Raw genomic sequence first — 13,786 nt, forward strand, 5'->3', positions numbered from 1 at the left:
CACCCTCTGTCATGATGGCAAAGGGTGCTTTTCATTTGCGAAAAGCTTCTGATCCAGCCTTGATTTGTACATCATCAAAAAGCCAGACCGTCCGACAGTATAGATGATAAAGGCAAACCATAGTCCGTGATTGTGCCAAATAGGCGTGACTGCTGCTTGAACAACGATAAACAAGATCATCGCAAACAGCATCGAATTTCTGACAGGGGCAATTTCTGTCGCACCTGTAAATACGCCGTATATGACCAAACCGAAACAAGCGGCAAACGGATAGAGAACGAGCCAGTCTGCATAGCTTAATGTCACATCAAGAAGCCGTGGAAGATTTGTAAACAAGCTCAAGATCGGCTCTTTTAAGAGAAAATAAACCGACGCAATGACGCATGCCATGACAAGTGCCCACTGTCTCGAAAGAGTTAAAGTTCTTTCATAAAGGGTACGGTCATTTGCACCAACTGATCTGCCCACAAGGATGCTGGATGCATTGGCAAAACCATCGAACAAATAAGCCATGATGTAGTGAATTTGAAATAAGATGGCATTGGCCGCCAGCATCTCTGTTCCAAAAGAAGCACCTTTTGCTGTAAACATGTTAATCACCACTAGCAGACAAATCGTCCGAATAAACAAATCTTTATTCACATGAAACATTTTCTGAACTGCCTGTGTATCCATGATTTTCTTAAGAGAAGGCATCTGGAACCCGTTTTTTGAATGCTTCATGATGATCCATGCGCCTAGCACAAAGGCGGTTAATTCAGATATCAATGTCGCAGCCGCCACCCCTTTGACTGCAAACGAAAACACATGAACAAGCAGAAGGGCAAGGACCATATTCATGACATTGATCAAGATTTGTAAAGAGAGGGCTTCTTTCATTTTTGCCATTCCCATCAGCCACCCTAATATCACATAATTCATCAAGGTAAACGGGGCACCCCAAATACGAATATGAAAATAATCTGCTGCAAATTGCCGGACATCCGCAGCGGGAGAAATCACTAGAAAAGCAGATTGAATAATTGGCCATTGCAGGGCAATAAAACAAAGGCCGACAATGATGGCGATTAAAAAAGGTCTTAGAAAAGCAAGTACGCCCTGCTCCTCACTCTGCGCCCCGTTTGCCTGGGCGGCAAAAGCAGATGTACTCACCCGCAAAAAACCAAAGAGCCAATATAGTGTACTGAAAATGAGACTGCCAACCGCGACGCCTCCAATATAAGCGGGATTGGCGAGCTGACCGACAACTGCTGTATCAACAGCTCCAAGTAATGGAGTGGTCATCGTTGAGATGGTTAAAGGAATGGCCAAAGCTAAATACGCTCGATGGTTCACGATGCCACCTGCCTTTCATGAAAAATAGCCTCTTCTAAAAGAGGCGTTGATGAAATGAAGATTTACCGAACCGGTCTGCCAATTGTTCGGGACAAAGGATGGTCTGCGAGCATTGCATCTCTCATTTTCTGCACCGCTGTCTCTTCTGATGAAAAGAAATCATCCTTTGATTGAAATTGAGCAACAAGTTCACCTTGATCCAATATCGCCAATTGATCACTTACATGATAGGCTGCCGTCATATCATGTGTAATAAATAAGTAAGCGACACCCAGTTCCTTCTTTAATTCTACTAATAAATCTAAAATGACAGCCTGTGTAACCATGTCTAAGCTGCTGACGGATTCATCCAGTACGACGAGCTTTGGCTGCAGCAATAAGGCTCTTGCGATATTGATCCTTTGCAGCTGGCCGCCGCTGAATTGATGCGGATATTTAGACAAGTCCTTTTCACTGAGCCCGACTCTTTCCAGCCAGTGAATCAACACGTTTTTGCGTTCTTGTCGGCTCATAGCTTCATAGTTTTCAAGCGGCTCGGATAAAATTTGTTCGACTGTCCACCTTGGATTCACCGCCGAATATGAGTCTTGAAACACCGCTTGCACATGCCGGCGATAATGTTTGCGTGTTCGCTGATCTGCACAATATATATCCTGCCCTTCAAAAAGGACCTGACCGGCTCTTGGTTTCTCTAGACCAAGTATGATGCGGCCTAGTGTACTTTTCCCTGCGCCGCTTTGCCCCAGCAATCCGAGGCATGTGCCTTCTTCAATGATTAAATTGACGCCGCTTAAGACTTGGTCTGCGCCTTTTTTTCTCATCAGAAACGACCGGCTGTTGTATGAATGACTAACTGCTTTCACTTCTAATAAATGCAAGGGCCTTCTCACCTCAAATCGGGCAAACAGCTGGGATGGATGGACGAGCTGCTAATAGTTTCTTTGTATAATCATGCTTCGGGTTTTCAAAAAGCTCAAGCACTTCTGCCTTTTCAACCATTTCTCCTTGTCTCATGACGACAACCTGATCTGCCATTTCTGCAATGACGCCAAGATCGTGAGTAATGAGCAAAATGGCAGTTCCATACTCATGACGAATTTGGTTTAGGTGCTCAAGCACCAGCTTCTGCGTGTGTACATCTAAAGCAGTTGTTGGTTCATCTGCTATGAGAAGAGGCGGGTGCATGCAGGCAGCCATGGCAATCATGACACGCTGCAGCATGCCGCCACTTAGTTCAAAGGGATACTTGTTTAACAGCTTATCTGGCTGCGGCAGATTCATCTGCGCTAACGCATCCATTGCCTTCGCTCGTGCCTGCCTTTTACTGACAGCGGTATGCCGGCGGATGGTTTCAATCAGCTGATGACCGATCGTCCATACTGGTGTAAAGCTGTTCATTGGATTTTGCATAATATATGAGATGTCTTTGCCCCGAATAGAGCGCATATCCTTTTCACTCATACCGATCAATTCTCGTCCTTGTAATGTGATGCTGCCAGTGACTTCCGTTGTTTTCCGGTCAAGCATATGTAAGATCGACATACTTGTCACCGTTTTCCCGCAGCCGCTCTCACCTATTAATCCAACGATTTGACCACGCCCTACTTCAAACGATACGTCCTGAATAAGAGAGGTTGTCCCATGAGGCGTTTTCGTCTGCACATGCAGGTTCTCTATTTGTAAAATGGACTCTTGCACATCGATCATTCCTTTACACACGGCGTTTGATACCATATTTCTCTGAGAGGGCCTCTCCTAGTAAATTAAAGAGGACCACGACAGCCATGATCACAAGACCTGGGTACAGCATCAACTGAGGATTCGTTTGAATGTACGACTTCCCTTCATGGATCATCGCTCCCCATTCAGGCATAGGAGGCTGAACGCCTAATCCGAGAAAGGACATCGCAGAAATGTCCATAATCGCCCAGCCCATTTCGAGTGTACCAATGACCGCGAGTGGCGGCAGGACATTTGGAATCATATGCTTTCTCATGATGTTCCAGTGGGATGTCCCGCTGATTTTTGCAGCGGCAATAAAGTTCTGTTCTTTTAAACTCAGCACCATTCCTCGGAAGACGCGAGCATAGTATACCCATTGTACCAGCATCAAGGCAAGCACTACTTGAGAAAGTCCAGGACCGAAGATGCCGACTAATCCAAGAATCAGCACCAGGTTTGGGAATGCCATGATCCCGTCGCAGATTCTCATCAAGACGTGATCGATCCAGCCGCCTTTGTAACCTGACAACAAACCAATGATTAACCCAATCAATAAAGAAGAGAGAAAGATTAATAACGCACAGCCTAGCGAAACACGTGCACCATATAAAATTCGAGATAAATTGCATCGGCCTAATTGATCTGTCCCAAGAGGATACTCCCACGAAGACCCCTTTAGCTTCATCGCTAGATTGACAGCCGCCGGATCATGTGGAGCGATCCACGGTGCACATACTGTCACAATCAGCAATAGACCAAGGAGCACCACACAGATCGAGATCATCTTTTGATGAGAGAAGAGATATTTTCCTTTTGTCATCATGGCTGGCGGCCTTCCTTTCTGGAAATACGGGGGTCAATGATCAGCTGGAGCAAGTCCACAATCAAGCTGCTCAAGATAAAGATACATGCTGCCATGAGGACATAGAATTGAATGACCGGCAGATCCCGGTTAAATATCGCTTCAATAAAGAAGCGCCCAAACCCCGGCCATGAAAAAACCGCCTCTACGATAATGGTTCCTGTCAGCAGCTTGCCAAGATTCACCCCAAGCCCTGTCAGCATTGGCGATATCGCGATTCTCAATACATGCTTGAACATGATCGACCGTTCCTTTAATCCTCTGATTCTCGCATATTGAACAAAAGGCTCTTGAAGCGCCTCACTCACACTTGATCGTAATAGCCTTGTATACGTAGCAATTAAAGGGACGGCCAGTGTGATCGACGGCAGGATGAGATGCTCCCATGTTCCGACCCCTTCAACTGGTAAAAGATCGAGCTTCACTGAAAAAAAGAAGATGAGCAAATACCCCAAGACAAACGTCGGGATAGATGCTCCTAAAAAAGAAATAAGCCGGCTCATATGATCAACGACGCCATTTTTCCTCATGCCGCTGAAAAAGCCGAGCGGAATACTGACACAAATAGCTATCAGCAGACTAGTCAGCGCCAATTGAATCGTCGCTGGTATTCTATAGATCACCTCATTGAGCACAGGCTGGTTCGACATATACGACTGGCCAAAATCAAGGTGAATGACTTTTTCAATGGTGTGAAGATACTGCATATAAAACGGTTGGTCTAAGCCAAATTCACTTCGTTTTTGCGCTAAAATTTCATCCGTAGGCTGGATATGAGCCGCTGCTAAATATGCCTCAGCCGGGTCAACTGGTGAAAGGTGAATCATACCAGTCGTAAAAAGTGTGGCTAATAAAAATACAGGGATGATTGATAGCATGCGTTTGACGATATAGCGGCCCATTTCCTTACCTTCCTTCTATTACTTCAGCTTAATGCCTGTGAATGGATGTTCATCACGATTTGCTGGGAACTCAAAGTCCTTCACATTTTTTTGATAAACGGCTGTCTTTTTAAAATAAGAGATTGGCACAATCGCCCCTTGATCCTGTAATGAAGATAACACAGACGAATAAAGTGCTTTTCGTTTGTTTTCATTGGTTGTTGATGGAATTTCGCTCATTTCTTTGATCAGCTTGTCCTTATTTGGATAGGCTGAGATGGCTTCTTTGAATCCAAAACCATCTGATGAGACGACGTTCATAAATGTATGCGGATCATAAGGCGCTCCGTAGTTGCTAAAGAAGTTCATATCAAATTTGTTGGCTTTAAAGCGCTGCACCTGTGTTGCCAGCTCCACACCTTCAAGTTTGACGCCAACGCCAATGGCTCCCCATTCTGCTTGAAGCGTCTCAGCCATCGCTTTTTGAATCGATTCTGCTGAGTCATACATCATACTAAATTCAAGCGCTTTTCCATCTTTTTCACGAACGGTTTTTCCTTTTGGAAGTGTCCAGCCTGCTTCATCCAGCAATGCTTTCGCTTTGTCTACATCATACTGGAAAGACTTCACCTTAATATCAGATGTGTAAGGCATGTTGGTCGGCAATATGTGATCTGCTTCATCCTCTAAGCCAGAGGTGACACCTTCTACCATTGATTTCTTATTAATAGCATATTGAAGGGCATGACGCACTTTCTCATCTGACAGCTGATCCACTTTTGTGTTCATGACAAGCTGTCTCGTTGCTACAGGCTCTGACATTTTTGTTTCATACTTGCCGCTCGCCTCTAGCTGTTTGTAGGCATCAAGGCTAATGGTTCCTTCTCCGTAAAGGACATCTACATCGCCTTTTTCAAATGCCATGACTCTCGTTTCCGCATCTGGGATCACCTTGACTTTGATTTCTTTAACCTTTGGTTTTTCTCCCCAATAATGATCATTTCGTTCGAAAATGGCATAGTCATCTTTTTGGTATGTTTTTAATACCCAAGGGCCTGTCCCCACTGGTTTTTCAATCCCTTTTGACGTATCTCCGTTTTTAGGGAAGCCTGCTTCTCCTAAGAAACGAACCGGGCGGACAACTGCTAATTCTTGAACAGTTGGATAATATGGCTCTGTTAATGTGAGTTTAAACGTTTTCTTGTCTACTGCTTCTGTCTTTTTGATTTTTTTTATAACACCTAACCAGCTATGTATATCCTTGTTTTTTAAGATGGAATCAAAGTTCTTTTTCACAATGTTAGCATTAAACTCAGATCCATCTGAGAACGTCACATTGTCTCTTAAATGAAAAGTATACACCTTGCCATCCTTTGAAACATCCCATGATTTCGCTAATTCAGGTTTTAGCTTTCCATTCTTTTGATAGCTGACCAATGGCTCATAAATCATTGATTGTGCAAACAATTGCGATGGGTTGTATACGTGCGGATTCATTTCGCCAATATCTCTCGGCCAAGCCATCGTGATCATGTCAGGATGATCCTTGTTTCCTTCTGCTCCATTGTTTGCTTGAGAGCAGCCTACTAATAAAAAGATTAGCAGGAAAGGTAATACTGTATTTATTTTAATTTTCGGAAAAAATTTACTCCAAATAGACATAAGATGTTCCTCCTAATTGACGCTGATAATCATTTTCATTTTAAGGAGGAAGGACCCCTTTGTCAATATCATATTTAAAACGAATTGACAATACATATACCTATTTATTCCATTAATTGATGAATTTGATAGAAAGAGAGGCAGGCTGCTTACGAATGAGCAGCCTGTGAAGAGGTGAATGTTTTTTCTCGCAGGGCATTACGAAGTGTGTCAATGATACGATCCTGTTCAGCTTCTGTCATACTTGTTCCAGAGGGGAGACAAAGCCCTGTTTCAAATAACAACTCAGATACGGGAGTGCCTTTCGCCGCTGAATAAAAAGGACAATCCCGAAAGAGCGGCTGCTGGTGCAGCGGCTTCCATACACGCCTTGCTTCGATCTGTTCTTTTTCTAGTGCAGCAATGATGTCCACTGGATACATTTGCTTATCACGATCAATGGTCAATGTGGTCAACCAGCGGTTGGACTTGGTGTCTTGATATTCTGGCATCAAATAAAGACCCTCTACTTCAGATAACGCTTCCTGATAACTCTTGAAAATGCGGCGTTTTTGCTCAACACGCTCGTCCAATATTTCCATCTGAGCAATCCCGACACCTGCTAGCAGGTTGCTCATGCGATAGTTGTATCCCATCTCTTGATGCTCATAATGCATAGCGCGCTCTCTTGCCTGTGAAGCGAGAAAGCGGCAGCGTTCGATCGCAGCTTCATCATCACTCACAAGCATTCCACCCCCGGACGTTGTAATGATTTTATTTCCATTAAACGAATAGACGCCGAACCTGCCCATTGAACCGCTTTTTTTTCCTTTATACAGAGCGCCTAACGATTCAGCGGCATCCTCAATGACTGGCACATCATACGCTTCACACAACGCCATGATCTCGTCCATTTTTGCGCTTTGTCCATATAAATGCACGACAATGACTGCGCGGGGTCTTTTTCCAAGTCGTTTTGATTCCACAAATGCCTTCTCTAAAGCAAGCGGGCACATATTCCATGTATCCCTTTCAGAATCAATAAAAACGGGCGTCGCTTGTTCATATAAAATCGGATTTGCAGTTGCAACAAATGTGAGGGTTGAACAAAAGACAACGTCCCCTTTTTGAACACCAATAAGCTTTAAGGCGAGGTGAATCGCTGCTGTTCCTGAAGATAAAGCCGATCCTGTCTTCACTCCTGCATAGCCCGCGACTACCTGCTCAAATTCATTCACCAGAGGTCCAAGCGGCGCAATCCAGTTGCTCTTGAAGGCTTCCTCTATTTTCAGATACTCTTTTCCGCTCATATGCGGAGGCGATAAGTAAATTCGTTTCTTTTCTTGCATCATTTCCCACCTTCTCTCCGATCTTTGATTTCTATTGCAGGAATGCCTACAGCGACTTTCTGATCGTGTATATCTCTTGTTACTGCGGCTCCTGCGCCAATGATTGTCCAGCTTCCGATCGATATCCCGGGTATCACAACAGCACCTGCCCCAATATGGGTACCCATTCGTACAGACACACAGCCAGTTAACACTGCTCCTGATGATAGGTGCACAAACGATTCGAGTATACAGTCATGCTCTACGATAGATCCTGTGTTGATAATCGCATGTTCACCGATTGCTGCATCTGCTTGAACTACTGCCCTTGCCATCACGACAGTTCCCCTTCCAATGACCGCTGATGGACTTACGACTGCCTCTGGATGGATGAGTGTGGCAAACGCCTTGTTTTCAAATGAGAGGCGTTCCTTTACTAGCTGTCTCATCTCATTTTGCCCAATAGCAATCAGCCATTTCATATGAGGCATTGTCTCTCTCAGCTGTTGACTCATGGAGATCGGTCCATACAAGATGCCGCTTTGAGTGATCTCCTCTTCAAATTGATCATCTAATACGGCACATAATGAGTAATCGGGATGTGCAACAATCATATCCTGAATGACTTTGCTATGCCCGCCAGCCCCAATTAAACCTATGGGTTGCTCTTTACATATCGGTTCCTTTGAATTTTTCAGCTGTGGCATGATGCGGCTGCTGCACCCCCTCTGTTTTGATGACTTTCAGCAAGGTCATCCATAAAATTTTCATATCAAGCCAAAACGTTTGATGCTCGACATACCAGAGGTCATAGGTGAATTTCTCCTCCCAGGAGATCGTGTTCCTTCCATTCACCTGTGCCCATCCAGTAATGCCAGGCTTTACAAGATGGCGCCTTGCTTGCTCCTCTGTATACATCGGCAGATACTCCATCAGAAGAGGCCTTGGTCCAACGAGACTGAGCTCTCCTTTTAGGACATTGACTAATTGCGGCAATTCATCAAGACTGAGCTTGCGAATCAAGGCGCCGGTTTTTGTTAATCGAAGATGATCTGGCAGGAGCCCCCCGTGCTCGTCGCGTTCATCGGTCATCGTCCGAAATTTATATAGCATAAATGGCCGGCCATACAGACCAGGCCGCTTCTGCCGAAACAACACAGGCGTCCCAATTTTCCACCGAATCAGTCCATAAATCAGAAGAAAAAGAAGACTGCCTGCGATGAGCAGCGTCAATGCCACCATCACATCTAACATTCTTTTCATCATTAAATCTCCTTATCTCACTAGCGGGAAACAGCTTGTTTTACCTTATGCACCAGCTGCTGCCGCTCTCGTTTTGTTCCTGCAAATTGATACAAGTAGCCCATATAGAGAATGAAACAAAGACCACCAATACAAAACAGTTCCCACCATGAGGTCACGTCATAAATCGCTTGAATCCCTGCACAGACGCCCCAAATCATGAGCGCTCCTGCAAGTGGAACCAATGTATGTTTGTAAAAGATGGTGCGTTTCTGATTCGTGATGTGGGCCGTATAAAATGGCAGAAACACGATATTTTTCATCAATAAAACTATCGCTCCTGCTGATGCAATGCCATATAAGCCAAGCTGAAGCATATGAGTCAATCCATAGGCAAAAAGCACATTGGATACACCTAATATGAGCGTGACCACCGCTGGAACTTTCAATCGATTAAAAGCGGTCGGCACATATGTCAGCGGTAAAAACATCAAGGTCAAACATAAATAAGCTGCATGAATCATGAGAAGCCATTTCAGCTCTTCAAAGGCAGGTCCAAGCCATAAAAGCATGAGCGGACCGGCGAGCCCTCCTAGTAAAGCGGCTGGGAACGCGACAAATAAACCGCTCCATTTAATGGCACTGGCTGCATATTGGATGAGACCTTCTTTGTCTTGATTCGAGTAAAATTTCGTGATCGTTGGGGCAAATACAACCGCCAGTGTCCCTGCGAGTGTGCGTAATAATAATGGGAATTGTAAAATCGCCGCATACTGTCCCGTCGCTTCCGCTCCAATGAGCAGGTTGGTCATCAATAAGTCAATTTGTAAAAACAACAAAATTCCCATTTGCTCAAAAGAATGCCAGACCCCTGATCGAACAAGTGTGAGACTAGAAGATAATGAGACGTGCCGCCACTTAAACGAAAACCAAGGAATGAGTTTTTTAAAATAATAGATACCGATTCCCATAGCCGCCAAGCTTCCTATGACGGCCGCAAGCGGAATATGCCAGATGGCTGGTGCCGTCCATGTAAACAGCATCACAATCATAAATGCCCTCAAAAACATCTGAATGGCCTGACCAACACTTGATACATATAACTTATTCGCATAAAACGGCGCAGCCCCAATGCCGGACATGACAAAATTGAGCATAAATAAAAGACCCCCTAATATAAAGGCGGTCTGTGTGTCTTTTGCGAGATAATCAGGCACATGAAGCCACTCTACCAGCTGACGGGACATGAACAGACAAAACAGAAAAAGACTGATCGATAAAACAATGGAACTAACGAAATAAGATGAGAGATAGCGCTGCGCCTTCTCCATTTCTCCTTTATGAGCCGCCACAGAAAAAAAACGCACCACAACAGCACTTAATGAAGCCGTAATAACCGATAAATAGTTGATCATATTTTGCGTCAGATGGATTAAGCCGAATGCTTCCACTCCAAGTGTATGAACGATGTACGGTGTTAAACAAACAGACATAAGCATCATCCAGACAAACGTCATGAAGTTTGCACTGGCATTGTAAAGAAACGCTCGATTCATTTTGTTTTCACGCAGCGTTTAAAAGCTTTCATCCAGCTTCCTCTCCCTTTTGTCCGCTCGTTTTCATCAGCTGATGAATCGCCTCTTTCACAGTCGCCTCATTCGGTTCTTTTAATAGCGTCAAAAACGGAAGATGAGCCACCCATTCATACCCTTCCATCACCTTATGATCAAACGACCTGAGGACAACACATGGTGTATGCGTAATCGCACAAAAGATCATGCCATGAAGCCGATCTGTCACGACGACCTGCGCCTTTCTTAACTCTGTCCATAAGGCAGATAATTCATCTAAGCGAGTCGTTCGATCAACTCGTTTGCCAATTGTCGTTGTGATGAAACCGACTTGATCATACGTGTCTTGAATATGCTGCTGCAGCTGCTGCCGGCTCTCCTTGGTGAGATAGGCTTCCTTATCCTCACGCAGACAAAGCAGAACCCCTTCACGTTTTTGTTCCTTTGATGCTTCGTCTAATGTCAGCACCATATCAGGCTGTTTCCACACATCTTGATCAGAGAAGTGCTGCTTCATCCATGTATAGGTTGTTTGATCTCTTGCCATGAGAAGCAGCCTTGGATGATGTTTGTATGTCTGAATGGCGCGGCGTTCCTCTCTTTTTCCTCTCTTTGTTTCTGTAAAATGGGCAGTGGCCGGCAGTTGAATCACCGGATAGGACTTGAAGGTCTTCATGATAAATTGTCTCGTCCATTCTTCATAACGGTATAAGTCCCCCATATTGCCCCCACCGATGATACAGACGATGTCTTCTGGGTGCCGCATACGCTTTAACGGACGAGCGAGGCGATAGATCTCTTTCATGTCCACTTCCATGATGTCATAAGCGGGAAAGTGCTCTTTTAAAAAACAATAACTCGCATAGGCAATCGCATGATCCCCTAAATTATCATGCCCCGGCAGCAGCGTGAGAATGATTTTCTTCTGATGACTCAGCTCTGGCAGGCTTTGGCGGCTCAGTCGATATTCAAGTGGATATTTAACCTTTAAGAGCAGCCACTCTGCGGCGTGCGCCTTCAATTGCTGCAATGTCAATCTCATCACCCCTATTTCCTTGTTTGATATTCGATCCATTTTTGATAGCTTGAAGCGGCGGCAGAAAGCGGATAAACCAACCGGCACTTAGCAAGGAATAAAATCATTCGCTTTCGAGCGGTGAGCTTCGATGGTTCCACTTGTTTGACGGCATGCAGAAAGGCCTCGTGTGTCACCATTTCCCGCATGTGATCAAGCTTTTCCCGAATAGAGAGGGCATTTTGGCTCTTCCATTCGTTGAGCATACAATGAAGAGTATGATTGACAATAAAAAAATCAAGTGCCTTCTCATACAGAGAGATGTCATCATATTCTTTCAAAAACAAGCGCTGCGCATGATAAAAGGTCAGTCCATGATGAAAATACTGCTTCTGATATCGCTGCACAATAGATGACAGATGAACCCTGTAGTAATAAAGAGGTTCATGAACAAAGGCGATGCTGCGTGATAAAGAAAAACAGCGCAGCGTCACATATTGATCTTCTATGTTCTCAAGTTCCCCCCGCAGCGGAAATCGAATGTGATGTTCTTCGATAAAGGCACGCCGATACAGCTTATTCCATGAAAACCCCGTGATGTCTCCGTGCAATAACGCTTCAATTAAACTCGTCTTTTCGGCTGATCGCTCGGCTAACAGCGTCGTTGGTATGGTTCGCTTTGACTGTTCAAATTGAATCCAGTACTCACTGACAACAAGATCTGCGCCGGTCATTTCAGCTTTTTCATACAAGGCTTCACAGTAATGAGGCGTGAGAATATCATCTGAATCAATAAAGGCGATATACGTCCCTTTTGCTTCTTCGATGCCCCGGTTCCTCACAGCGCCTAACCCTTGATTTGTTTGATGAATGACCCGAAAGCGCTGATCTTGCGCAGCAAACGCTTCAAGACATTCTCCGCTGTGATCCGTCGATCCATCATTCACGAGAATGACCTCTATATCTGAAAAACTTTGATCTGCAATTGATTGAAGGCATTGCTCCACATATTGACTCGTATTGTAGACTGCGACCAATAGACTGATAGCTGGCATTACAACATGCCCCACCTTTCTCCAAATCTACTTTGTAAATATCGTCCTGTACGGTAAAACAGATGAATCGAACGGCATCAGCATGATGCTGTACAGAATATAGCAAACAGCAATCCCTACATAGATAAAGACATTAGACCGCTGATCAAAAATACGGGTGAAATATGGCAGTAAAATGAGCTGGTACAAGCCAAAATAAATATGAAATCTTGCATAAATGACATCCTTTGTAGCAAGGATGCCAAACAAGAAACCGAGCAAACAAAAATTCACAATGTAATCACTCTCAGGCGTCAGCTCACGAAGTCGTTTTCGATAAAGGAAAGCAAGTAAAAGCGGCAAAACCAACACACCAATTTTTGTCACATTCATTCCATTCGTATTCGTTGTGAGCCATTCCTCGTAATGCCCATATGAACTGCCTTGCAGCATCACGACAAACACGGAAACAAAGCGGTCATAAAGAGCGGTTAACCCTAAGAAAATCATGCATAAGACCAGCATCATCCAAGACCATGCTTTTGTTCTCACGATAAAATACACCGGAATCATGATGAGAGCCGATGAATGAAACAATGAACATACGAGGACAAGCGGAAAATACAATTTCCACTGACCATTGATCACAAGACGGATGGCATAAAAAAGAACCGCAGCCACCATATACTGACGCATGCCATTAAACGAAGCGTAATAATGAAAAGTGCCGAGAAAAAGCAGCATACTCAGCTCAAAGGGACGGCCATATTGAATGAGCGTCTTGATGATAAAAAAATAGGTGATCGCCCCAACCGAGATATACATGATTTGCGGATCACGGGACAGTTGATTGAGCATCCATAAAATAAACGTAAATCCTGGGTCAGTGGCCGCCTTGTCCACACCAAATCCGAATATATGCCAAGGCTTTTCATAATTGACGGAGAACTCATACATCTGTCCATATGTGACAAAATCGGTTCCTACTTTGTACCGAATACCAGCGACAATACAAAGAAACAAAAACGGAAATAACACCAGAATCTTGTTAGGCCGCCATCCGCTTTGAATGGTATCATCACGCCTGCCGTAAAATGCGGCAAAGCTCGACCATAAATAGACCATGATCATGTTCACCAAATAAACCGCCATCTG

13 protein-coding genes are annotated in these 13,786 nt (G+C 44.4%); all 13 read right to left on the minus strand.

The annotated features are described in order from the left end of the window. Positions 1–9: 9 nt before the first annotated feature. Positions 10–1,335 carry an MATE family efflux transporter gene (locus tag MKZ03_RS15760; protein WP_334750470.1) on the minus strand — a complete coding sequence of 442 codons (1,326 nt, stop codon included), beginning with the start codon at positions 1,333–1,335 and terminating at the stop codon, positions 10–12. A gap of 62 nt (positions 1,336–1,397) precedes the next feature. After that, positions 1,398–2,213 (minus strand): nickel import ATP-binding protein NikE, encoded by an 816-nt coding sequence (gene nikE, locus MKZ03_RS15765; protein WP_034660031.1) that lies wholly within the window; start codon positions 2,211–2,213, stop codon positions 1,398–1,400. A 13-nt stretch (positions 2,214–2,226) separates the two neighbouring features. Next, on the minus strand, positions 2,227–3,042 hold the full coding sequence (locus MKZ03_RS15770) for an ABC transporter ATP-binding protein (RefSeq protein ID WP_341032375.1): 816 nt from the start codon (positions 3,040–3,042) through the stop codon (positions 2,227–2,229). Between the two features lie 4 nt (positions 3,043–3,046). After that, positions 3,047–3,880 (minus strand): nickel ABC transporter permease subunit NikC, encoded by an 834-nt coding sequence (gene nikC / locus MKZ03_RS15775; protein ID WP_066030351.1) that lies wholly within the window; start codon positions 3,878–3,880, stop codon positions 3,047–3,049. Then, a complete protein-coding gene (gene nikB, locus MKZ03_RS15780) occupies positions 3,877–4,821 on the minus strand; it encodes a nickel ABC transporter permease subunit NikB (protein WP_106048199.1) in 945 nt (314 codons plus the stop codon). The genes nikC and nikB overlap by 4 nt, the downstream gene beginning before the upstream one ends. An 18-nt stretch (positions 4,822–4,839) precedes the next feature. Beyond that, positions 4,840–6,462, minus strand: a complete 1,623-nt coding sequence (gene nikA, locus MKZ03_RS15785; protein ID WP_060597333.1) for a nickel ABC transporter substrate-binding protein — start codon at positions 6,460–6,462, stop codon at positions 4,840–4,842. Between the two features lie 149 nt (positions 6,463–6,611). Further along, entirely contained in the window at positions 6,612–7,790 is a 1,179-nt protein-coding gene (locus tag MKZ03_RS15790) for a DegT/DnrJ/EryC1/StrS family aminotransferase (protein WP_307500270.1), read from the minus strand. Continuing rightward, entirely contained in the window at positions 7,790–8,476 is a 687-nt protein-coding gene (locus tag MKZ03_RS15795) for an acetyltransferase (protein ID WP_341032378.1), read from the minus strand. The genes MKZ03_RS15790 and MKZ03_RS15795 overlap by 1 nt, the downstream gene beginning before the upstream one ends. Beyond that, positions 8,439–9,032 (minus strand): sugar transferase, encoded by a 594-nt coding sequence (locus tag MKZ03_RS15800; protein ID WP_060597336.1) that lies wholly within the window; start codon positions 9,030–9,032, stop codon positions 8,439–8,441. Before MKZ03_RS15800 ends, MKZ03_RS15795 begins: the two co-directional genes overlap by 38 nt. A 20-nt stretch (positions 9,033–9,052) precedes the next feature. Further along, positions 9,053–10,567, minus strand: a complete 1,515-nt coding sequence (locus MKZ03_RS15805; RefSeq protein WP_341032380.1) for an MATE family efflux transporter — start codon at positions 10,565–10,567, stop codon at positions 9,053–9,055. Positions 10,568–10,595: 28 nt separating this feature from the next. Continuing rightward, entirely contained in the window at positions 10,596–11,624 is a 1,029-nt protein-coding gene (locus tag MKZ03_RS15810; protein ID WP_370876280.1) for a polysaccharide pyruvyl transferase family protein, read from the minus strand. Between the two features lie 5 nt (positions 11,625–11,629). Next, the gene (locus MKZ03_RS15815; RefSeq protein ID WP_307500274.1) at positions 11,630–12,652 is read right to left on the minus strand and encodes a glycosyltransferase family 2 protein; all 1,023 of its coding nucleotides are present in this window, start codon (positions 12,650–12,652) and stop codon (positions 11,630–11,632) included. Between the two features lie 27 nt (positions 12,653–12,679). Next, positions 12,680–13,783 carry an EpsG family protein gene (locus MKZ03_RS15820; RefSeq protein ID WP_307500275.1) on the minus strand — a complete coding sequence of 368 codons (1,104 nt, stop codon included), beginning with the start codon at positions 13,781–13,783 and terminating at the stop codon, positions 12,680–12,682. Positions 13,784–13,786: the final 3 nt, after the last annotated feature.

Source organism: Bacillus sp. FSL R5-0431, assembly GCF_038002985.1.
In the GTDB taxonomy this organism is placed as follows: Bacteria; Bacillota; Bacilli; order Bacillales; family Bacillaceae; genus Bacillus.

Coding starts and splice junctions, on each gene's coding strand:
- MKZ03_RS15770 (WP_341032375.1), bottom strand. CDS start 3,042: ATGATCGATGTGCAAGAGTCCATTTTACAAATAGAGAACCTGCATGTG.
- nikC (WP_066030351.1), bottom strand. CDS start 3,880: ATGATGACAAAAGGAAAATATCTCTTCTCTCATCAAAAGATGATCTCG.
- nikB (WP_106048199.1), bottom strand. CDS start 4,821: ATGGGCCGCTATATCGTCAAACGCATGCTATCAATCATCCCTGTATTT.
- nikA (WP_060597333.1), bottom strand. CDS start 6,462: ATGTCTATTTGGAGTAAATTTTTTCCGAAAATTAAAATAAATACAGTA.
- MKZ03_RS15790 (WP_307500270.1), bottom strand. CDS start 7,790: ATGCAAGAAAAGAAACGAATTTACTTATCGCCTCCGCATATGAGCGGA.
- MKZ03_RS15795 (WP_341032378.1), bottom strand. CDS start 8,476: ATGCCACAGCTGAAAAATTCAAAGGAACCGATATGTAAAGAGCAACCC.
- MKZ03_RS15800 (WP_060597336.1), bottom strand. CDS start 9,032: ATGAAAAGAATGTTAGATGTGATGGTGGCATTGACGCTGCTCATCGCA.
- MKZ03_RS15805 (WP_341032380.1), bottom strand. CDS start 10,567: ATGAATCGAGCGTTTCTTTACAATGCCAGTGCAAACTTCATGACGTTT.
- MKZ03_RS15810 (WP_370876280.1), bottom strand. CDS start 11,624: ATGAGATTGACATTGCAGCAATTGAAGGCGCACGCCGCAGAGTGGCTG.
- MKZ03_RS15815 (WP_307500274.1), bottom strand. CDS start 12,652: ATGCCAGCTATCAGTCTATTGGTCGCAGTCTACAATACGAGTCAATAT.
- MKZ03_RS15820 (WP_307500275.1), bottom strand. CDS start 13,783: ATGGCGGTTTATTTGGTGAACATGATCATGGTCTATTTATGGTCGAGC.